The organism is Streptomyces sp. HUAS TT11, assembly GCF_051553595.1.
Classification (GTDB): domain Bacteria; phylum Actinomycetota; class Actinomycetes; order Streptomycetales; family Streptomycetaceae; genus Streptomyces.
This window is the reverse complement of the sequence record NZ_CP196184.1, coordinates 1,133,194-1,153,472: the sequence shown is the minus strand read 5'-3', so window position 1 is coordinate 1,153,472 and position 20,279 is coordinate 1,133,194. Positions and strand designations below refer to the sequence as shown.

Annotated in this window: 18 protein-coding genes; 11 read left to right on the top strand and 7 right to left on the bottom strand. The window is 72.0% G+C overall.

The features are described from left to right. The first annotated feature begins 35 nt into the window (after nucleotides 1-35). Together ACSHXN_RS05430 and ACSHXN_RS05425 are read left to right on the top strand one after the other, a co-directional pair. The gene (locus ACSHXN_RS05430) at nucleotides 36-422 is read left to right on the top strand and encodes a PPOX class F420-dependent oxidoreductase (RefSeq protein WP_355138193.1); all 387 of its coding nucleotides are present in this window, start codon (nucleotides 36-38) and stop codon (nucleotides 420-422) included. Nucleotides 423-832: 410 nt separating this feature from the next. Continuing rightward, nucleotides 833-2,164 carry an enolase C-terminal domain-like protein gene (locus tag ACSHXN_RS05425; RefSeq protein ID WP_438302741.1) on the top strand — a complete coding sequence of 444 codons (1,332 nt, stop codon included), beginning with the start codon at nucleotides 833-835 and terminating at the stop codon, nucleotides 2,162-2,164. 54 nt (nucleotides 2,165-2,218) lie between these two features. Here ACSHXN_RS05425 and ACSHXN_RS05420 read toward each other — a convergent pair whose 3' ends face one another. From ACSHXN_RS05420 to ACSHXN_RS05410, 3 genes are all read right to left on the bottom strand, one after another. Then, nucleotides 2,219-2,683, bottom strand: coding sequence for an SLATT domain-containing protein (locus ACSHXN_RS05420; protein ID WP_355138197.1), 465 nt, complete (start codon nucleotides 2,681-2,683; stop codon nucleotides 2,219-2,221). Between the two features lie 106 nt (nucleotides 2,684-2,789). Continuing rightward, nucleotides 2,790-3,971 (bottom strand): permease, encoded by a 1,182-nt coding sequence (locus ACSHXN_RS05415; protein WP_438302740.1) that lies wholly within the window; start codon nucleotides 3,969-3,971, stop codon nucleotides 2,790-2,792. 75 nt (nucleotides 3,972-4,046) lie between these two features. Further along, nucleotides 4,047-4,457, bottom strand: coding sequence for a hypothetical protein (locus ACSHXN_RS05410; RefSeq protein ID WP_438302739.1), 411 nt, complete (start codon nucleotides 4,455-4,457; stop codon nucleotides 4,047-4,049). Between the two features lie 209 nt (nucleotides 4,458-4,666). Here ACSHXN_RS05410 and ACSHXN_RS05405 point away from each other — a divergent pair, with 209 nt between their 5' ends. The 3 genes from ACSHXN_RS05405 to ACSHXN_RS05395 all read left to right on the top strand — a co-directional run bounded on the left by ACSHXN_RS05405 (nucleotide 4,667) and on the right by ACSHXN_RS05395 (nucleotide 7,449). Then, the gene (locus tag ACSHXN_RS05405) at nucleotides 4,667-5,332 is read left to right on the top strand and encodes an ArsR/SmtB family transcription factor (protein ID WP_355138203.1); all 666 of its coding nucleotides are present in this window, start codon (nucleotides 4,667-4,669) and stop codon (nucleotides 5,330-5,332) included. Then, on the top strand, nucleotides 5,329-6,666 hold the full coding sequence (locus ACSHXN_RS05400) for an MFS transporter (protein WP_438302738.1): 1,338 nt from the start codon (nucleotides 5,329-5,331) through the stop codon (nucleotides 6,664-6,666). The genes ACSHXN_RS05405 and ACSHXN_RS05400 overlap by 4 nt, the downstream gene beginning before the upstream one ends. Nucleotides 6,667-6,801: 135 nt before the next feature. Next, nucleotides 6,802-7,449: a peptidoglycan-binding domain-containing protein gene (locus tag ACSHXN_RS05395; protein WP_355138207.1), complete on the top strand. Its 648-nt coding sequence runs from the start codon at nucleotides 6,802-6,804 to the stop codon at nucleotides 7,447-7,449. A 166-nt stretch (nucleotides 7,450-7,615) separates the two neighbouring features. On the opposite strand, the gene ACSHXN_RS05390 is transcribed toward ACSHXN_RS05395, so the two are convergent. After that, entirely contained in the window at nucleotides 7,616-8,515 is a 900-nt protein-coding gene (locus tag ACSHXN_RS05390; RefSeq protein WP_438302737.1) for an N-acetylglucosamine kinase, read from the bottom strand. A 289-nt stretch (nucleotides 8,516-8,804) separates the two neighbouring features. On the opposite strand from ACSHXN_RS05390, the gene ACSHXN_RS05385 reads away from it, so the two are divergent. Further along, nucleotides 8,805-9,953 carry an ROK family protein gene (locus tag ACSHXN_RS05385; RefSeq protein WP_356110400.1) on the top strand — a complete coding sequence of 383 codons (1,149 nt, stop codon included), beginning with the start codon at nucleotides 8,805-8,807 and terminating at the stop codon, nucleotides 9,951-9,953. Between the two features lie 199 nt (nucleotides 9,954-10,152). Further along, a complete protein-coding gene (locus tag ACSHXN_RS05380; RefSeq protein WP_438302736.1) occupies nucleotides 10,153-11,982 on the top strand; it encodes a hypothetical protein in 1,830 nt (609 codons plus the stop codon). A gap of 15 nt (nucleotides 11,983-11,997) precedes the next feature. On the opposite strand, the gene ACSHXN_RS05375 is transcribed toward ACSHXN_RS05380, so the two are convergent. Next, on the bottom strand, nucleotides 11,998-12,672 hold the full coding sequence (locus tag ACSHXN_RS05375; RefSeq protein ID WP_356110433.1) for a nucleoside/nucleotide kinase family protein: 675 nt from the start codon (nucleotides 12,670-12,672) through the stop codon (nucleotides 11,998-12,000). Between the two features lie 204 nt (nucleotides 12,673-12,876). Here ACSHXN_RS05375 and ACSHXN_RS05370 point away from each other — a divergent pair, with 204 nt between their 5' ends. The 4 genes from ACSHXN_RS05370 (at nucleotide 12,877) to ACSHXN_RS05355 (ending at nucleotide 17,879) form a co-directional block, all read left to right on the top strand. After that, nucleotides 12,877-13,734, top strand: coding sequence for an ANTAR domain-containing protein (locus ACSHXN_RS05370; RefSeq protein ID WP_355138215.1), 858 nt, complete (start codon nucleotides 12,877-12,879; stop codon nucleotides 13,732-13,734). A 115-nt stretch (nucleotides 13,735-13,849) separates the two neighbouring features. Beyond that, complete coding sequence (locus tag ACSHXN_RS05365; RefSeq protein WP_355138217.1) at nucleotides 13,850-14,590, top strand: HAD family hydrolase; 741 nt, start codon at nucleotides 13,850-13,852, stop codon at nucleotides 14,588-14,590. After that, nucleotides 14,587-16,944 (top strand): glycoside hydrolase family 65 protein, encoded by a 2,358-nt coding sequence (locus ACSHXN_RS05360; RefSeq protein ID WP_355138219.1) that lies wholly within the window; start codon nucleotides 14,587-14,589, stop codon nucleotides 16,942-16,944. Before ACSHXN_RS05365 ends, ACSHXN_RS05360 begins: the two co-directional genes overlap by 4 nt. A gap of 113 nt (nucleotides 16,945-17,057) precedes the next feature. After that, complete coding sequence (locus ACSHXN_RS05355) at nucleotides 17,058-17,879, top strand: DUF817 domain-containing protein (protein ID WP_438302735.1); 822 nt, start codon at nucleotides 17,058-17,060, stop codon at nucleotides 17,877-17,879. A gap of 58 nt (nucleotides 17,880-17,937) precedes the next feature. Here ACSHXN_RS05355 and ACSHXN_RS05350 read toward each other — a convergent pair whose 3' ends face one another. Both ACSHXN_RS05350 and ACSHXN_RS05345 read right to left on the bottom strand, forming a co-directional pair. Then, the gene (locus ACSHXN_RS05350; RefSeq protein WP_383358861.1) at nucleotides 17,938-18,672 is read right to left on the bottom strand and encodes an SDR family NAD(P)-dependent oxidoreductase; all 735 of its coding nucleotides are present in this window, start codon (nucleotides 18,670-18,672) and stop codon (nucleotides 17,938-17,940) included. A gap of 226 nt (nucleotides 18,673-18,898) precedes the next feature. Next, the gene (locus ACSHXN_RS05345; protein WP_356110390.1) at nucleotides 18,899-20,227 is read right to left on the bottom strand and encodes a CAP domain-containing protein; all 1,329 of its coding nucleotides are present in this window, start codon (nucleotides 20,225-20,227) and stop codon (nucleotides 18,899-18,901) included. Nucleotides 20,228-20,279: the final 52 nt, after the last annotated feature.

Here is a 20,279-nt window from a genome sequence, read left to right as displayed (position 1 = left end):
TGCGCACGGCAGCACCCCGTGCCTAGACTGCCCCCATGGACGAAGCCACGCTGGACCGGCTCGCAACCGGCAAGTATCTGCTGGTCACCAGCTACCGCAAGAACGGAACGGCGGTCGCCACCCCGGTGTGGGTGGTGCGCGACGGCGATGCGCTCGGCGTCTGGACCGTCGGTGACTCCTGGAAGGTCAAGCGGATCCGGGCCCGCGCCGAAGTCCTGGTCGGCCCCTGCGACGTGCGCGGCAATCCGACGGGTGATCAGGTCGCGGCCACCGCCGAGATCGGTGATCCGGCCACCGCGGCCCGCTATCGGGACCTCATCGGGCGCAAGTACGGGGTCCTCGGCCGTCTCACCCTGCTCGGCAGCCGGCTGCGCCGGGGCCGGGAGGGGACGGTGGGCATCCGGGTCACGCTCTCGGCGTGACCCGCTCGCCGCCGGGACGGCGGCGAGCGGACAACACCCCGGCGGGCCGGGCGCGGTGCTCCGTTCCCGGACGCACCGCGCCCGCGCCGTCCTCCCGTGCGTCTCGCGCCCCTCCTGCCGGTGACGGAACCCCCGACCGGTCGGACGATGATTCGCGTCGCGCGCGGACGCGGGGTCGTAGTCGTCGGCGCACATCCACCCCTTGACCATGGCTGTCCGTCACCCCGGCCTTCCATCTCCATGTGTAGACGCTATCTTCATAGGGGGATGGCGTTCACGGACGCGGCCCTGGTCCTCGCGGTCCCCGGACCGGGCAGCGTCCTGGCCGCGGAGTCGATCCCGGACATCCTCGACGCCTGACACATACGGACCGCCGCCGACCCCTGCCACCGTTCCGAGGAGTCCCGTCCATGAGCCAGCCCACCATCACCTCCTTCTCCGTGTATCCGGTCGCAGGCCGGGATTCCATGGCGCTCAACCTCTCCGGAGCCCATGGCCCCTACTTCACCCGCAACGTCGTCGTCCTGGAGGACTCCGAGGGGCGGACGGGACTCGGCGAGGTGCCGGGCGGGGAGAAGATCACCCGGACCCTGCGTGAGGCCGGACCGCTCGTCGTCGGTGCCCGCCTGGGCGATCACAAGCGCGTCCTGCGCGAGATGGGGGAGAGGTTCGCGGGACGGGACTCAGGAGGCCGGGGCGAGCAGACCTTCGACCTGCGCACGACCGTGCACGCGGTCACCGCCGTCGAGTCGGCGCTCCTGGACCTCCTCGGGCAGCATCTCGAGGTGCCCGTCGCCGCTCTGCTGGGCGACGGAAAGCAGCGCGACTCGGTCCGCGTCCTCGGCTACCTCTTCTATGTGGGCGATCCCGACCGCACCGACCTGGACTACGTCCGCGAACCCGACGCGAGCGTGGACTGGTACCGGATCCGCCACGAGGAGGCGCTCACCCCCGAAGCGATCGTCCGGCAGGCCGAGGCCACCTACGACCGTTACGGATTCAGCGATTTCAAACTCAAGGGCGGAGTCCTGCCGGGGGAGGAGGAGGTCCGTGCGGTGCGCGCACTCAAGGAGCGTTTCCCGCAGGCCCGGATCACCCTCGACCCGAACGGGGCGTGGTCCCTGCGTGAGGCCGTCGAGCTGTGCCGGCCCCTCGTCGGCACCCTCGCCTACGCCGAGGACCCGTGCGGTGCGGAGGAGGGCTATTCCGGCCGGGAGATCCTGGCGGAGTTCCGGCGGGCCACCGGGCTGCCCACGGCCACCAACATGATCGCGACGGACTGGCGCCAGCTCACCCATGCGCTGGCGCTCCAGTCCGTCGACATCCCGCTCGCAGACCCGCACTTCTGGACGATGCAGGGGTCGGTGAGGGTGGCCCAGCTGTGCCACACCATGGGGCTGACCTGGGGATGCCACTCGAACAACCACTTCGACATCTCCCTCGCCATGATGGCCCACTGCGGCGCCGCGGCTCCCGGCGAGTACAACGCGCTGGACACCCACTGGATCTGGCAGGAGGGACTGGAGCGCCTCACCACGGCCCCGCCGCGGATCAGCGGCGGCGAGATCGCCGTACCGGACGCCCCCGGGCTCGGTGTCCGGCTCGACCGGGACCGGCTCCTGGCCGCCCACGACCTCTACCGCAGCATGGACCTGTCGGACCGCGACGACGCCGTGGGCATGCGGTATCTGATCGAGGACTGGACCTTCGACGGCAAACGGCCCTGCATGGTGCGCGGATGACGAGCCGTCAAGTGTGCGGCGTGCGTCGGACGAGGGGGGCGGGTCGGCCGCCGATCAGGCCCCGACGGTCGGGGCGGGCGGTGCCGAACCACGCTGCGACTCGGCCCACTCGCGCAGCTCGTTCTCGCCCACCTCCTCGATCGCCGTGCGCAACGCCGTCCGAGCCGCCGTGTCGCGCTCCGCCTCGGGGAGCAGCAGATAGCGATCGAGGGACCTGCGCAGAGTCTGGTCGGACTGCGATGCGAGCACCCAGCGCGGCGCCGGGTTGAACAGCTGGCGCATACCGGTGAAGAAGACCGCGCTGCCGGCGATGAGGGCGGTCAGCCAGGCCGGTGCGTGCAGTCCGGCCGCGACGACCGTGGACGACGTCGCCGCTAGGGCTCCGATCTCCGTGGCGTAGTGTTCCCGCCTCGCGCGATCACGCTGCCGGCCGTAGAACGCCAAGTCCTTCCGGGCGAGGGCCAGAAGGGGGTCAGGCTGTGTGGCCCAGTTCTCGTCCGGGTGTGCCCGTCGTCTCATCGTCCCATCATCGAGGTTCGGCCGTGCGGGGGGAAAGGCGGCAGGTGATCCTTCCGTGCGTCCACGCCGCGATTTCCTTGCGGCGTCCTCTGCGGTGCGCTGCCGATCAGTGGTGGCCGCTTCGGCTCGCGCCGTGCCCGTGGTGTGCACCACCGTCGGGTGTGCCGCCCATCATCCGCAGCATGGCGGGGCCGCCGGTGCGCACGAAGCGTACGGTCAGCGCCGCGGCCAGCAGCAGGAACACGATGTTGAGCCAGGTCGTGTAGTTCCAGGTGGGGCCCTCGTGGGGGATTCTGGCGTCGGACCGGTCGGGGACCAGTCCGAGTCCGCCGAAGGCGAACTCCACCACGTATCCGGCGACCATCATCGCGACATAGAAGGTGGCCAGGAGGAACCCGGCCATGCGCACGCCGTAGTACTTCCGGTAGATGTTGAGGATGGGCAGGATCAGCAGATCCGCGTAGACGAAGGCGATCACGCCGCCGAAGCTGATGCCCCCCTTCCACAGCACCACCGCCAGCGGGACGTTCCCGATGGAGCACACGAAGGCGGCGATCGCCACCAGCGGCCCGACCAGCGGCCCGACCAGCCTGGCCGCGAGCGGGTGGTCGGACAGGAAGAACGTGCGCCAGAAGTCGTCCGGCACCCAGGCGGCGATCGCGCCCGCGATCAGCAGGCCGACCACCAGGTCCCGCAGGATCGCGGCCCACTCCATGACGAAGATGTGCGCCACGGACGTCAGGCCCTTGCCGGTGAGCAGCCGCCGGAGGAAGCCGCCTTCGCCCCCCACCGACATGTCCATCGCCGCGTGCCCCTCCATCGATCCCGCCCGCCCGCGCTCGGCCTGCTCGCGGGCCTCACGCAGCAGTCGCTCGCGCAGCAGAACACGGAACAGGACGGCGAGGATCACGATCATCAAAGGCCCGCCGACGAACTCCGCCAGGGTGAACTGCCATCCCATCAGCAAGGCGAGAATCACGCCCAGTTCGATCACCAGATTGGTCGAGGCGATCTCGAACGCCATCGCCGCCGTGAAGTTCGCCCCTTTGCGGAACAGCGAGCGCGCGAGGGCCACCGCCGCGTACGAGCAGGAGGAGGAGGCCACACCGAGGCCCGAGGCCAGAGCGAGTGTCCGCGGCCGGTCGTCTCCCAGCAGCCGGACGATCGTCGACCGGCGCACCAGCGCCTGCACCACGGCGGACAGGGTGAACCCGAGGACCAGCGCCCAGGCGATCTCCCAGGTCATCGAGCCGGTGATGGACAACGCGTGCCCGATCGCATGCCACATGAGGGATGCCCTTCTCCCTGACGGTCCGGTACGGCCTTGCGGCGTGTCGGAACGGAACTGAGCGGTAGCGGTCGATCAGTCCGCCGACTGCGCGGAGCGGGGCCGAGGGGGCGTACTCGTCGTCTCGCCGAGCGTGGCCCGGCCGCGTTTCGGTCCGGGTGTGTACGTGTGGATCGTGTCGCGGTGGACACCGATGAGCCGGGCGATCGAGGTGAGGGTGATCTCCGGGCGAGCGCGCGGGTCCCGGGCGTGCAGACGTCCGCCCGGGTTGGTGGTGCCGAGTGCCTCGTGCGGCCAGGTGAAGCCGATGCCGCGCACTCGTGGGCCGGAGACGATGGCGACGAGGTCCTGAATCGAGCGGTCGGGCCGATCGAGTGAGGGCAACTGTCCCCGAGCCGGGACCCGGGAATACCCGGCGAACGCGCCCTGCGCGGTGGGGAGTGGGGCGAGTAGATCGGCGGTGTCGCCGTCCGAAGCCGTCTGCACCCGCGAGATCGTACAGAAAACGGAGTGTCCCGGGTTCTCGAGCGCGCCGACTTCTTGACGCCGTTTCTCGCGCATGCTCAGGCGCCGTTCCGGCCGCGGGTCGCCACCTGTGGGCGGATGAGCAGTGGAACCTCGCGAGCGAACAAACCGCAAAGACTTCTTCGCGAAGACCTCTTTGCGAAGAAGTCTATGCGGTCTAGCCTTGCGGGGTGACCGATGCGGTGAAGAGGCCCGAGAGCCCGAACGTTGAAGAGGACTCGGTCGTTCTGGACGCCAAGGGGCTGCGCGCCATGGCGCATCCGGTGCGCGTGCAGCTGGTGGGCCTGCTGCGGAAGTACGGCCCGTCGACAGCCACCCGCCTCGCGGAGCGGCTGGGCGTGAACTCCGGGACGGCCAGCTATCACCTGCGCCAGCTCGGAGCGGCCGGTTTTGTCGAGGAGGACGCCGAGCGCGGCAACGCGCGCGAGCGCTGGTGGCGTTCGGTGCACCGGACGACGGAGTTCAACGACCGGGAGCTGGCCGATCGAGAGCCCGAGGCCACGCTGGCCTTCCTGCAGTCCGTCGCCGCCACTTACACCTTGCGCACTCAGCAGACGCTGAACGAGTTGCAGACGATGCCCCGTGCGTGGCGGGACACCTTCCATATGAGCGACTGGGCCCTGCGGCTGACGCCCGAAGAGGCCGACGCCCTGCGGCAGGAGTTGGGGGCCGTCATCGCCCGTTACCGGAGAGATACGCCCGAGGCGGCAGCGAGTGCCCCGGAGGGAGCCGAGCGGGTCGGCGTCGTCACGCACCTCCTGCCGGAACTGGACGCGCCCACCACGCCGGAGGTGCACACCGACCCTGAGACCGTGACAGGAACGGAGACGTCGTGACGGAGGGCCCCCGGAGCGCCAACGGCATATCCGACAGGCGGTCCTTACGGCCGCTGGGCGGAGTGCTGGCGGCCATGGCCGTGTCGCTGACCGGTACGCGGGTGTCGGCGGTCGCGCTGCCCTGGTTCGTACTGGTCACGACCGGCAGCGCCACCCGGACCGGACTGGTCGCCTTCTTCGAGATGGCTCCCTACGTGGTGGTCAAGGCACTCTCCGGACCACTGGTGGACCGGGTCGGCCCACGGACCGTTTCCTGGACCACGGACCTCGCCAGCGCAACCGCCGCCGCGGCCGTCCCCCTCTTCCACGCCGTGCATCTGCTGTCCTTTCCGCTCCTGCTGGCCCTGGTCGCGGTGATCGGCGCCGCCCGCGGACCCGGCGACCTGGCCAAGGAAGTCATGGTCCCGGAAGCGGCCGAGCGCGGCGGGGTGCCACTGCAGCGGGCCACCGGGCTGTCCGGAGTGACCGAGCGGCTCGCCTCCACCGTCGGTCCGGCGGCCGGCGGATCCCTGGTGGCACTGCTCGGCCCCTTGACGGGTCTTGTCGTCAACGCAGGCTGCTTCGCTCTCGGATCCGTGATCATCGCACTGGCCCTGCCGCGCCGGGTGGGAAGGCCTGCCGAGGGCGATTCGTCACAGGCCGGAGAGACGAAAGCGGGCTACTGGAAGCGCTTCGGTGAAGGCTTCACCTTTCTGCGCACCGAGCCGCTGCTGCTCACCGTCGCCGTCATGGTGGGGATCACCAACCTGCTCGACGCGGCGTTCATGACGGTTCTCATGCCTGTCTGGGCCAAGGAGTCCGGCAACGGGCCGTCTGCGATCGGCCTCATGGGCAGCGCGATGGGGATCGCGGCAGTGGCCGGAAGCCTGATCGCCGCGTTGGCCTCGCACCAGCTGCGGCGCAGAGTCGTGTTCTTCACCGGGTTCCTGCTGGCCGGGGCGCCGAGATTCCTGATCCTCGCCTTCGACGTCCCGCTGGGAGCGGTTCTGGCCGTCTTTGCCGTCAGTGGATTCGGCGCGGGCTTCATCAACCCGGTGATCGGGGCCGTCCTCCTCGAACGGGTGCCGCGCCGGATGCTGGGCCGGGTCAACGCGCTCGGTGACTCATTGGCATGGGCGGGCATCCCTGTCGGTGGACTGATCGCCGGAGCTGCGGTGGTCTCCGTCGGGCTTGCGCCGGTGCTACTGGCCTGCGGGGCCGTGTACTTCCTCACCACGAACCTGGCCGGACTGCGGCCGGAGTGGCGCGAGATGGACCGTCCGGGTGGGAGAGGAGTCCTGACGCGGCGCCCCGAGGAGGACGCCCCAAGGACCAGCACGGAGGTCACGACATGACCTCCGGCATCAGCCGCCCCTCCCAGGCGCCACGATCAGTGGCGATCCCGGAACCGGACGGTGAACCGCGCGGCGGGCGGCCACGTATCACTCTCCGGGGACGGCAGGGGACAGTGCGCACGGAAGGAGAGCAGTGTGTCGACACCGACCGAGCCGGGGCAGCCACCGAAGCGCCCGGTGCTGGAACCCACCCACATCGTGCGCCGCCGTCGCACCGAAGCGCTCGCCGAACTGGTGCGGGAGTTGCGGGAGGGCGAGTCCCGCGCGCCGGAGCCGGTCCACGAACCCGTCGTCGTCCATGTCGCGCCGCCCACCGCCGAGGACGCCACGCAGCAGCTGCCGTCCGTCGGCGGCCGGGTGGCGTCCGACGACGGTCTCACCCTGCGCCGCGCCGCGGTCGTGGTCGGGGTGACCGCGGCCGCCCTCATCGGCTTCGGTGCCGCCCTGCTCCTCCCGGGCCCACAGAACGGCGGTGCGCCGCGGCAGCAGGCGGCCATGCCGCCGAGTGCGCCCGCCACCGCCTCCGACCGGCAGCGGGGCACCGACCCCGACGGACCCGGCACACTGCGCGAGGGCGACAGCGGACCGGACGTGACCGAACTGCAGAAGCGCCTGTCGCGGATCCCCGACGTCTACGCCCGCGGCGCGATCGACGGCCGCTACGACGCCGCGCTCACCGCTGCCGTCGCCCGCTTCCAGCTCTGGTACGGCATCCGCGGCGACGAGACGGGGGTGTACGGCAACGACACCCGGCGCGACCTCGAGACCCGCACCACGCTGTAGCGGGTGCGGCAGTGGGCACGGTGCGCGTACGGTGGCCGCTCACCCTGAGCCGTACGGCTCCGTGCCCCCCGGGAGGACGGCGTGTCGCATTTCCCCCGACGCGACACGCCTGTCCTCCCGGGGCGGGGATTCCGGCAGCACCGCGAGGCGCCCGGCGGCGTCCCGGTCACAGGATCGAACGGGCCAGTGCCACCGCGCCGTCGACCGGAGCGACGTCCAGCGGCCTTGGCCGGGCCCCGGGAAGCACGGTCCGGAGCGAGGCGGTGAAGGCGCCGTACAGCATGGGCTGGGCCAGGACGGTGCTGCCCGCGACGACGACGTCGTCGACCGGGACCCCGCGTTCGGCGAGCCGCACGACGAGCGCGGCGAGCGCTCGGCCGCCCTCGGCGATCACTTCCGCGGCTAGGCGCGAACCGGCCTCCGCGGCCGCGAACACGGCGGGCGCATGCCGACCCCACTCCGCGGAGACGTCCGACGCACCCTCCAACGCCGCGCCGAGCGCGGGTACCTCGCTCACTCCGAACGCGGCGATCAGCCGCAGCGCCAGCTCGTCCGGTGCCTCACCGCAGTCGTGTGCCGCCCAGACGGCCCGTGCGGCCTCCCGTACGAGACCGGCCGAACCGCCCTCGTCACCGAGGACCGCGCCCCAGCCCCCGACCTGGACGGCTGTGCCGTCGCAGAGCCTGCCCACGGCCACCGAACCGGTGCCGGCGACGAGGCCGACGCCTTTGTCGAGGCCTGCCGCGGGCACGAGGAGTTCGGCATCGCCCACCACCGACACGGGTACGCCCAGCCGTTGGTGAAGGGCGGCGCGTATGTGCTCGCACTGGCGTGGCGTCTCGCAGGCGTGCCCGCCGACGGCGACGGCCGAGGGAGGGGCGCCGTGCGGCAGGGCCTCCTGGATCAGTGCGGTCAGCCAGTCGGCTGCCACTGCCGGCTCGTGCGGCCGCCAGCCACTGCTCGGACGGACGTGATCGGCGACGGATCCGCTCCCCGTCAGGGCGCGGAGATGCGTCTTGGTGCCGCCCACGTCGATGCCGACCACAAGGGGTATGGAGTCCTGCACGGATCCTCTTTCGATCGTCGCGCCGTGCTACGGGCGGTGGGCGAACCGCACCCGGGCGAACGGGAGTCGGGGATGTCGAGTGCCCCGGTACGGGCTTCCGGCGGAACACGGCAGGTGAGTACCCTGATTTCGTCAGGAAATTAACTAACCGAGTAGGGTGCGTCAAGACGGGCCGCGCACTGCGCCGTCGGAGCGGGCCGCGGCCCGAGACGCGCCGGACCCGAGATCCGTCGCCGTCCTTCCGCGGACCAGCGTCCCCGGGAGCGCGGCCGCGACCTGCGAGGGAATCGTGGAGCACGACGTTGCGGCAGGTCCTCGGCCGAGTGCCAGCGCGGGCGCGGTGTTCGCCGTGCTGGCCGGGGCCGGCCGCGCGACCCGACCCCAACTGGCCCACCTGGCGGGCCTGTCCAAGCCGACGGTGTCCTCCGCCGTCGCGGAGCTGGAAGGCACCCGCCTCGCCGCCCGGTCCGGCACCGCGCACGGAGCGACCGGACGCTCGGCCGCCGTCTACCGCCTCGGCCCGGCCGCGGGCACCGTTCTCGCTGTCGATCTCGGCTCCACCCGCACCGCCGTCCGCGGTTGCGCACTCGACGGCACCGTCCTCGCCGCCCGCACCACCTACGGTGACCCGCGGCCCGCGGACACCGTGCGCGCGGTCCTCGACGCACTGTCACCAGGCCCGGTGCGGGCCGCCGTCGTGGCCGTCCCGGACATCGCCAGGGACACCGGCGGCTCGGGTCCCTGCCCCGCGACCCCGGCCGTCGCCACCGCCGTGGACACGCTCGGCCTGCCGGCCGGCGTTCCCGTCCGGATCGAGAACAACGTCAACTGCGCCGCCCTTGCCGAACTCCACGAGGGTGCGGCCCGCGGCCGCGACATCTTCTGCTATCTCCAGGTCGGCCACGGCATCGGGCTCGGCATCGTGGCCGGGGGCCGGGTGCTGCGCGGGGCGGCCGGCGCGGCCGGGGAGATCGCCCGCCTTCCCTATCCGTGGGGCTCGGGACACGAGCCGGTCCCGGAGGGCCTGGAGGAGTACGCCGGAGCCGGCTCCCTGGTCCGACGCGTCACCGCCGCCTGGACCGCCGCCGACGGCCCGGAACCGCACGACGCCGTCGAACTCTTCGCGCTCGCATCCGGGGGACACGCCAAGGCCCGTTCCTTCGTCGACGAGCACGCCCGCGAGGTGGGCCGTCTCGCCGCCGCGGTCACCGCCGTACTGGACCCCGGCCTGATCGTTCTCGGCGGCGGCATCGGCGCCAACCCGCAGTTGCTGCCCGGCGTCCGGGCCGAACTCGACCGCCTGGGACTGCCCACCGAGGTGGCCGGCTGCGAGGCCGGAGAGAGCGGCACGGTCGCCGGGGCCGCCCGTCTCGCGGTGGCCCGAGGCATCCACGCCGTCACCGGGGCACTCGCACCGCCACCTCCCGCGGCGCGGTGAAGCGCCGACGGCTCCTCCCGTTCGCGCCCGAGCGGTCAGGCCTCACGGGCCGACACGCGCGGCGGAAGCGAAGCCCCCGGGGGGGCGCGATGTTCGCCCTGCCGACGCTCGCCCTCCTCCCGACGCTCATCTGCTCCCTCACCCTACGGCCGAGGCTGGTGGAAGGCCTTGCGACCTCCGGCATGAAGGGCTCACCGACGTGCATCTCCCTTACCAGCGCGGCCCGCTGCACGACCTGGCGGACACCCCGGTGGCGTACGGCACCGTCCTCGCCGAGGTCACCGAGGAGGCTCTGGAGCGCATCACACCGGAGGGCAACCTCGAACATCCCGGTGCCGTGCTCGACGTCGGCGACACCTCGCTCGGCATCACCGCGCTGCTCGCGCTCGCATGGCAGCGCACACAGGACCCGCGGGTGCCCGAGGCGGTGCGCCGCAGCCTGTCCTTCCATCTGCGCGAGCGGGTCTACACACAGGACAATCCCGGCTACCCGAACCTGAGGGTCCGGAACTCGGGCCTCCCGTACGCCCGTTACGTCATCGAAGCGGGGGCCCACCCCATCGGCGACTGGCCGAGCACGGTGTGGGCACTGCTCCAGGCGGTCAACGTCCTCGACGCGGCGGACGGGCTCCTGGACGGCGCCCAGCGCGCCGAACTCCTCGCCGTGGCACACGGCTACTGGCGCTGGCTGACCGAGGCGACCTTCTTCGATCCACAGCAGGCGGGCAACCAGGCGATCGGATGCGTCGTGGGCGGACTGATGCTCGCCCGGCACCTGCCGTCGGCCGAGGGCGAGCCGGTCCGCGCGCGGGCGCTGGCCCTGTACGCCGACGGAATCCGGGCCCGCCGGGTACGGGACCGGGGCGCGCTGCTGCCGCCCGAGCACGGTGGCGCGTACGACAACAACTACGGTCCGATCTCCCTCTCCTTCCTCGCCCAGGCGCACCGGATCAGCGGCGAGGAGGTCTTCGCCCGGGACGGTGAGGCACTGGCCCGCTACATCGACGCACGCCTGACGAACGGCGGCTTCGACATCGGCGGCCCGCGCTACAGCGAACAGCACTCCGGCTTCGAATCCGTCCTGGGGCTGCGCTACTTCAGCCGGCGTATCGCCTCGGACCTTGGCCGCTACCGGGGCGACACCCTCTGGGGACGGCATGCCGTCCATCCGGACGGCGGCATCGACGGCCACTTCGCCTTCATGCTCGTCTGGCAGATCCAGGACCCGACCCGCTGGCACCGCACACCCTCGACCGCGGTCGCCCGGCACCAGTTGCGCGCGGGCACCGTGTCCGTCGCCTTCGACGACCGTATGACCCCGGCGCTGATCGAGGCCGCGGGCACCTACTGCCTGGCGGCCGCGGTGGACCGCCGGCACGGCTTCGGACCGGTCGTCGACGGATTCCTGCTGTGCCGGCCGATGGGCGAGGTCCGGGTGCGGGACGTCCGCACCGCGGACCTGGCGGCCAAACTGGTCACGAAACCGGTCGTCGACCGCGACCATGTCCTGCGGCATGTGCGGTCCCTGTACGTCACCGACGGTACGAGCCTGTGGGTCACGGTCGCCGTGGAACGGCTCGGCGCAGAGCCCTACCTGCTCGCCGGGCTGCCGTACGCGGCCGACGACGGCGACCGGGTGCGCAGGACGGCCGAGGCGCAGGTGGCCTCCGCGGGCGACCTGCGCCTCACCCACCCATGGGGACAGGCACCGGACCACTTCGACACCCGCACGCAGACCACGCAGGAGCAGGCGGCCTTCGCGCTGGCCGCCGACCCGCGGGGCTACGGCGACCCGGACGAGGGCTGGCGCCATCTGGTGTCCTCCTCGGCGCTCGAGGCCGGCCCCGTGGCCGGTGCACCGCAGGACCTGCACGTCTTCGCCGTGCGGTACGGCACGCCGGGCCCGTTCACGCCCGCCTTCGAGGCGGCCGCACCGGGTCTGACCGTACGGACCGAGGCGTTCACCGCGCTGGTCGGCGGGATCGACGGCGATGCCCATGGAAATCCGGAACTGACACTGCACGGGTGAGAGCCCGCCCGCGGATCAGCGGAGCGGCTCGGCCGCACCGGTCGGGGTGCACGGCGCGGGCAGCGCCGTGCTCGGAACGATCAGGTCCGCACGGTCCCTGGTCGTCGCCACCAGGTCCGCGTTGCGCTGGTCGGTGCCGAGCACCCACGCCACCGCCGTCCCGTGGTCCTTGCCGAACTCCTCGTGGCGGGCCACCAGTCGCCGGATGCGCTCGTCCTCGTCGATCTCGCAGAACCACACCTCGTCCAGCCGTGCACGGACCCGCCCCCAGGCACCGCTGTCCAGCAGCAGGTAGTTGCCCTCCGTGACGACGAGCCGGACCGCCGCGAGCACCGGGACCGCGCCCGCGATCGGCTGTTCCAGCACGCGCTCGAAACCCGGCGCGTACACGGTCTCGTCGTCCTCCGTCCGCAGCCGATCGAGCAGTGCCGCGTACCCGGCGGCGTCGAAGGTGTCGGGCGCGCCCTTGCGGTCGCGGCGGCCCAGGCGGTCGAGTTCCACGTCGGCCAGGTGGAAGCCGTCCATGGGCACGTGCGCCACCCATGGCGGTCCGTCGCCGTTCAGTTCCCGCACCACCTGCCGGGCGAGCGTGCTCTTGCCCGCCCCGGGGCTGCCGGTGATGCCGAGGATCGCGCGGCGGCCGGGTCCCACCAGGGACGCGGCCCGCTTCAGCAGGTCGTCGAAGTTCATGTGGGTGCGCCGCTCGGTGCCGGGGAGTTGGTCCTCGTCATTGGACCAGAGGCGGCGACGGATGGCGAGCACGGCGAACCCCCGGCCACGCGGTCCGGGGATTCGCCGGATTACGAGCGGGCGAACGGGGAAGGCGCGCACAGTGTGCCTGCCCGAGCGGGCTCGGCGGCTCGAGAGGGCAGGGGAAGGAGACCGGGGCGTCGGATGAGCGACTTGCGATCACCTCAGGACGACGAGGACACGGAGCTGGAGCGTCTGCGGGCCGAGGTCCGGCATCTGCGGGCCCGGTTGCGGGCCCATCCGCTGATCTCCGAGGCCCAGGGACTGCTGCGCGAGCGTTATGCGCTGCCGGACGCGGAGAGCGGTTTCGCCCTGCTCCAGCGCGCCTCCCAGCAGTACAACGTCAAGCTGCGGGTCCTCGCGGGCGCCTTGGTGCTCGCCCCGCGCCCGGACCCGCGCCGGACGCTGTGGTTTCCCCGACGGGTCCGGCGGCCCGAGCCTCGGCTCACCTTCGACACCGCCCACCGGGCCCGGGGCGGGAACCGGGGTGCGATGCTGAGCGCCGTGCTCAGCCAGACGCTCGCCGTGATGGACGCGGGCATGGGCAACGTCCAGACGGTCGACCGCGCGGAAGGCGGTCTGCGCATCGAGAAGCACACCGGACTTTCCGCCGACTTCGTCGACTTCTTCGGCCATGTCGGTGAGGAGGGCACGGCCTGTGCGATGGCCGCCCGCAAGGTCGCACAGGTCACCGTCGAGGACGTCGAGACGGACCCGGTGTTCACCGAACCCGCGCGCGAGGCGATCCTCCGGGCCGGCAGCCGCGCCTGCCACAGCGTGCCGCTGGCGACGGTGTCCGGGGCGTGTGTGGGGATGGCGTCGGCCCATCTCGAGCACCCCGTCCCGGGGCTGACGGCGGCCCAGTCCCGGACCCTCGCCATGCTGGGCCGCGAGGCGGGGGAGTGGCTGGTCTGGTACGACCGCACGGTGGTCATGGACGCCCTGGAGCACCTGCACGAGCTGGGCCGAGGCCGGGGCGGCGAACGCGTCAGACGTTCGTGAGGCGCCCCGGCACCGCGCCGTCCGTGCCGCCGCCGTCGCCCGTCCGTGGTGCGCGGGCGCCGAAATGTGGCGCTCGCCACCCACTGCCCGGCGTACTTCGGGGAAGCTGGCCCTTATGACAGAGCTCGGTCTTCCGGACGGCATCCAGGCCTGCCTCTTCGATCTCGACGGGGTCATCACCAAGACCGCCGTCGTCCACGCGGCCGCGTGGAAGCAGACGTTCGACGACTTCCTGCACCGGCGGGACGGGGACTCCTTCCGGCCCTTCGACGAGGTCGCCGACTACGACGAGTACGTCGACGGGCGCCCCCGCGCGGACGGGGTGCGCACTTTCCTGGATTCCCGGGACATCCACCTGCCCGAGGGCGGTCCCGGTGACCCGCCGGAGAGGGAGACCGTCCAGGGCCTCGGCAACCGCAAGAACGAGTTGGTCCTCGAGCTGATCCGGACACGCGGCGTCGACGCCTACGACGGCACGATCAGGTACGTCGAGGCCGTGCGCGCCGCCGGTCTGCGAACGGCCGTCGTCTCCTCCAGCACCAACTGCCGGGACATCCTGCGGTCGATCGGCGCGGAACAGCTCTTCGACGTGCGTATCGACGGAATCGTCGCCGCCGAGCGGCATCTGCCGGGCAAACCGCATCCGGACACCTTCCTCGCCGCCGCCCGGGACCTCGGCGTCGAGGCCAAGTCCGCCGCCGTCTTCGAGGACGCGCTCGCGGGCATGGACGCCGGGCGCTCGGGCCACTTCGGGTACGTCGTCGGAGTGGACCGGGTCGGCCAGGCGGACGCGTTGCGCGCCCACGGTGCCGACGTCGTCGTCACGGACCTCGCCGAACTGGGGGAGCGCTCGTGATCACGCACGCGTCCTATGCCGTCGACCCCTGGACACTGCGCGAACGGGGACTCCACCTGGAGGTCCTTCCCCAGAGCGAGTCCGTGTTCGCGCTGTCCAACGGGCATGTGGGCTGGCGCGGCAACCTCGACGAGGGCGAGCCGCACGGACTGCCCGGCTCCTACCTCAACGGCGTCCACGAGCTGCATCCACTGCCGTACGCGGAGGCGGGGTACGGCTATCCGGAGTCCGGGCAGACGGTCATCAACGTCACGAACGGCAAGATCATCCGTCTGCTGGTGGACGACGAGCCCTTCGATCTGCGGTACGGGCTGCTGCGCTCCCACGAGCGAGTGCTCGATCTGCGGGCCGGGACGCTCACCCGGACCTGCGAGTGGACCTCACCGGCCGGCACGACGGTCCGGGTGCGCTCCACCCGGCTCGTCTCCTTCACCCAGCGCGCGATCGCCGCGGTCGCCTACGAGGTGGAGGCCGTCGGCGGTCCGGCCCGCATCGTCGTGCAGTCCGAACTGGTCGCCAACGAGCAACTGCCCGCGCGCGAAGGCGATCCGCGCGCCGCCGTGGTCCTGGACTCGCCGCTGGAGACGGAGGAGCACTTCGCCGAGGACGGAAGGCTGAGGCTGGTGCACCGTACGCGCAGGAGCGGCCTCAGGATCGGGGCAGCGGCCGACCACGTCGTCACAGGCCCCGGGCGGACCACGACGCAGAGCGAGGCGACCGGTGACCTGGCCCGCCTCACCGTGGCCTCCCCGCTGCGGGAGGGCGAGCGGCTGTGTGTGGAGAAGTTCGTCTCGTACGGCTGGTCCGGTGCGCGCTCGCTGCCCGCCATCAGCGATCAGGTGGACGCGGCGCTGGCCGCCGCCATGAGCGCCGGCTGGTCCGGTCTGCTCGACGAACAGCGCCTCTACCTGGACGACTTCTGGGCGCGCTCGGACGTCGAGGTCGACGGCGACGAGCAGATCCAGCAGGCGGTCCGCTTCGGCCTGTTCCACGTCCTGCAGGCCGGGGCCCGGGCCGAGCAGCGCGCGATACCCGCCAAGGGCCTGACCGGCTCCGGTTACGACGGCCACGCCTTCTGGGACACCGAGATGTTCGTGCTGCCGTTGCTCACGTACACCTCGCCCGACGCGGTCGCCGAGGCCCTGCGATGGCGGCAGAGCACACTGCCTGCCGCCCGGGAGCGCGCCGTGCAACTGGGGCTGCGCGGTGCGGCGTTCCCCTGGCGGACCATCGAGGGCTCGGAGGGTTCGGCGTACTGGCCCGCCGGCACCGCCGCGTTCCATGTGAACGCCGACATAGCGGATGCCGTCGTCCGCTATGTCGCGGCGACCGGCGACGATCGGTTCGCACGCGACACCGGGGTCGAACTGCTGGTGGAAACAGCCCGGTTGTGGCGTTCCCTCGGACATCACGACCATCACGGCACGTTCCACATCGACGGGGTGACCGGCCCGGACGAGTACAGCGCGGTCGCCGACGACAACACGTACACGAACCTGATGGCCCGCGCGAACCTGCTGGCGGCCGCCGACGCGGTGGAGCGCCACCCCCGCAGGGCCGAGGAGCTGGCCGTCGACGAGGAGGAGAGCGCGGCCTGGCGCGACGCGGCCGAGGCGATGCACGTGCCGTACAACCACGAGCTGGGCGTGCACGAGCAGCATGCCGGATTCACCCGCTACCAGCGGTGGGACTTCGCCGCGACCCGCCCCGACCAGTACCCGCTGCTGCTGAACTTCCCCTACTTCGACCTGTACCGCAAACAGGTGGTCAAACAGGCTGACCTGGTGCTGGCGATGTACACCTGCAGCCCGTACTTCGACGCCGAGCACAAGGCACGCAACTTCGCGTACTACGAACCCCTCACCGTGCGGGACTCGTCACTGTCCGCCTGCTGCCAGGCGGTCGTCGCCGCCGAGGCGGGCCATCTGTCCCTCGCCTACGACTATCTGCACGAAGCCGCACTGATGGATCTGCAGGACCTGGAGCACAACACCCGGGACGGTCTGCACATCGCATCCCTTGCCGGCACCTGGATGGCGCTCGTCGCGGGCTTCGGCGGCATGCGCCACCACGGGGAGAGGATCGAGTTCGCGCCACGCCTGCCGGAGCGGTTCGGCCGTCTCGCCTTCACCCTGGAGCTGCGAGGGCGCCGGCTGCGGGTGGACATCCGCAGCAGAGAGGCCACGTACACACTGGTCGAGGGGGAGCCGCTGGGGATCCACCACCACGGCCAACCGCTCACGGTGGACGCGGACAAGCCGCACACCCGCGACATCCCTCGCCTCAGCCCCCGCCCCGCACCGGAACAGCCGCTGCACCGGCGGCCCAACGGCGCGGGCACCGCACAGAACTGAGGGAGCCGGAAGCGGCCGCTCACCGGGCCGGGACGACGGCACGGTGAGCGACCGCTCGTGCCGAAAGACGCGGCATCGGCAACCGCCGGCGCCGGCCCATGGTCTACAGGGACATGCACAGGATCAGGCATGGGACCGGGGTGTTCGTCGGGCAGTTGGCGTTGTTCGGCCGGCTTCAGGCGCGTTGCTGCGCCGTCGCGGTCGCGTTGTTCGCCGGTATGGCGGTCGCGAAGCTGCTGCCGCCGCTGCCTGTGGCACGCTACGACCTGCTGCTGGCCTACGGGGTGCTGCTCACTTGTGTCTGCCACCTGCTGGGGTGGGAGACCCGGCGTGAGGTGGCGTTCGTCGCCGTCTGCCATGTCCTTGGACTCGTCTTCGAGCTGGTCAAGGTGCACATGGGGTCGTGGAGCTATCCCGAGCCCGCGCTGACCAAGATCGCCGGCGTGCCGCTGTACGGAGGTTTCATGTACGCCGCGGTCGGCAGCTACGGCTGCCGCACCTGGCGATTGCTCGACCTGTCCCTCACCGGCTACCGGGCCCGCAGCACCACCGTGCTGGCCGTTCTGCTGTATGCCAACTTCCTCACGCAGCACTGGCTGCCCGATCTGCGCTGGGTGCTCGGCGCCCTGCTGCTGCTCGCGACGAGCGGGACCTGGATGCACTTCACCGTCGGCAGCCGACGCCATCGGATGCCGCTCGCGCTGTCCTTCACACTGGTCGGCTTCTTTCTGTGGCTGGCCGAGAACATCGCCACGTATCTCGGGGCCTGGCGATACCCGTCCCAATCGCACGGCTGGGAACCGGTCTCCGTGACGAAATGGGCCTCCTGGGCCCTGTTGATCACGGTCATCTTCGCCCTGCGGGCCCTCTGGCGGACCGAGCCCGCCCGAGGCGGCCCGGAGCCGGTGGCGCGGCCGCCGCTGCCGTTGGCCTGAACAGGGGCTCCGGCCCACGACCCGGCCGGTGCACGCCGGTTCATGCTGCTGCGCCGGATCAGACGCTGTACCCGCCGTCGATCCCCAGCGCCTGCCCGGTGATGAACCCGGCCCGGTCCGAGGCGAGGAACGCGACCGCTTCCGCGACATCGAGCGCGGTACCGAAGCGGCGCATCGGGATGTTGTGCCGGGTGACGTCGAGCGCCGCCTCGTCGAGTTCGCCGTCCGCGATCAGCCGTGCCGCGTTACCGTCCGTCAGCATGCCGGGTGCCACGCAGTTGACGCGCACGCCGTACCGGCCCTCCTCGGCGGCCAGCGCCCGTGCGACGGCCTCGACCGCGCCTTTCGTACCGGCCGACAGACCGTCGCGCACCGGGAACCGGCGGGTGGCCACCGTGGTGACCGCGACGATGCTGCCCCGGCTCTCCCGCAGCCTCGGCAGGGCAGGATGGACCAGATGGAAGAACGCCATGGCGTCCGCCTCCAGTTGGGCGCGGTACCGGGCAGGCGTGACCCGGCTCAGATGGACCATCGGCACATGCGGGCCCGCCGCGTGGACCAGTGTGTGGATGCCGCCGAAAGCGTCCGCGACCTCGTCCACCGCTCGCGCCGTGGGCAATTCCTCGGTCAGGTCCACTCGGAGGGCCAGACAGCGGCGCCCCCGCTTCTCGACCTCGTCGACGAGTGCCGCCGCCCGCTCGTCGTGAGTGCGATAGGTGAACGCCACCTCGCTGCCCCGCTCGGCCAGGAGACCGACGAGCACCGCACCGATGCCTCCCGTTCCGCCCGCCACGAGCGCCGCGCCCGTCCTGCTGGAGAAGTCCGACACCGTACCGCCTCGCAATCCGCTCGGGTACCTCAGCATGTAGCGGTGCCGGCCGAAGACCTCAAGACCCACGGGCACGGGGAACGCACGAGCGGGGCCGTCTTCCCGTCCCTCGGTGCAGGCAACGCCGCGTGGGACCGCGGGATGCGGCGGCGCGACGGACGTGGCCCCGGCGAAGGAGCGGTCGAGGGGGTCAGCCGCCGAAGAGCTGCGTCCAGTACGTCCCCGCCCGGCCGCCGCCCGCAAAGCCGACGCCCAGGTGGGTGAAGGCCGGCTTGAGGATGTTGGCGCGGTGCCCCGGGCTGTTCATCCACCCGCGGACGACCTCGGTGGGGGAGCGCTGTCCGCAGGCGATGTTCTCGCCCACCGCGCGGTGCCGAGAGCCCGCCGCGGCGGCCCGGTCCCAGGGCTCGCGGCCCTCGGGCGAGGTGTGCGCGTAGAAGTCGCGGGTCACCATGTCGGCGCTGTGCGCCTGGGCCGCGGCCGTGAGCCGGGGATCCGCGGCCAGTGGAGGAAGCCCTGCGGCGGCCCGTTCGGCGTTGGTCAGTGCGAGCACCTCGTCGGCCGTGCGGGCCAGTCCGGCGGCTGTGAGGGGACTGGCCCACAGCGCCGTCCAGTACATGTCGTTCGAGCGCAGCCCGGCGACACAGGCCACCCCGGCGTCGGTGAACCCGGGTGCGCACAGGGTCCGGCGCGACCTCTCGTCGCCGAGGCAGTACTCCACGAACTCGGCCGGGGTGCGCGGTCCGGACACAAGGTGCTCACCGACCGTCAGATAGGTGTAGCCGCTCGCGGTGATCCGCTGGTGCAGGGAGGTGCCGTCCGCGCTCTCGGCGGCGAGTGCGCCACGAGCGGCCATACCGGCGGCGTGCGCCTGCGCCGCCGCGGTGAGCCGCGCGTCGAGTCCGACGGGACGTGAACCCGCACCGGCGCGCGCGGCATTGACGAGGACCAGGTAGCCCTCGGGCGCCGGTGTGCCCGGGCCGGGGCGGCGGTCGGGTGCGGGCACCCGTGCCGGGGTGCGCGCTGCAGCCACGGCCGTGTCCTCCAGCACGTCCACCCCGAAGTCCCGGGCCACGCCCGCCAGTCCGTCCGCATACCCCTGCCCCAGCGCGCGGAGCTTCCAGACCGTGCCCCGCCGGTAGAGCTCGGCGAGCAGCAGAACGGTCTCCCGCTGCGCGCGCTGCGGGGTGAAACGGGCGACCGCGCGGCCGGCGGCGCCGCTGACGTGCAGCGTCGGGGCGGGCAGCGATCCGAGGTGCACGGCCGGGTCGGCCGGGCTGACGATCACGGTGACGCGCTCGGCTCCGGCCCGCAATGCGTGCGGGTGCACGGTGAGTTCCCCGCCGGCCAACCGGACACCGGGCGCGGACGGCTGGTTGTAGAAGACGAAATCGGCGTCGCCGCGCACCTTTCCGCCGGCGTCGGTGACGATCGCCGAGACATCGAACGGGCCCGGCACTCCGATCGTCAGGGAGCCCTCCGGCAGGGGCAGATTGCCGCCGGGAACCAGTTCGTTCATGGTGCCGTCCGCTCGTCCGTTCCGCCGCCGTGGCGGGCGCGGCCGTGCGGAC

Coding starts and splice junctions, on each gene's coding strand:
- ACSHXN_RS05430 (WP_355138193.1), top strand. CDS start 36: ATGGACGAAGCCACGCTGGACCGGCTCGCAACCGGCAAGTATCTGCTG.
- ACSHXN_RS05415 (WP_438302740.1), bottom strand. CDS start 3,971: ATGTGGCATGCGATCGGGCACGCGTTGTCCATCACCGGCTCGATGACC.
- ACSHXN_RS05375 (WP_356110433.1), bottom strand. CDS start 12,672: ATGAACTTCGACGACCTGCTGAAGCGGGCCGCGTCCCTGGTGGGACCC.
- ACSHXN_RS05370 (WP_355138215.1), top strand. CDS start 12,877: ATGAGCGACTTGCGATCACCTCAGGACGACGAGGACACGGAGCTGGAG.
- ACSHXN_RS05365 (WP_355138217.1), top strand. CDS start 13,850: ATGACAGAGCTCGGTCTTCCGGACGGCATCCAGGCCTGCCTCTTCGAT.
- ACSHXN_RS05425 (WP_438302741.1), top strand. CDS start 833: ATGAGCCAGCCCACCATCACCTCCTTCTCCGTGTATCCGGTCGCAGGC.
- ACSHXN_RS05345 (WP_356110390.1), bottom strand. CDS start 20,227: ATGAACGAACTGGTTCCCGGCGGCAATCTGCCCCTGCCGGAGGGCTCC.
- ACSHXN_RS05355 (WP_438302735.1), top strand. CDS start 17,058: ATGCACAGGATCAGGCATGGGACCGGGGTGTTCGTCGGGCAGTTGGCG.
- ACSHXN_RS05420 (WP_355138197.1), bottom strand. CDS start 2,683: ATGAGACGACGGGCACACCCGGACGAGAACTGGGCCACACAGCCTGAC.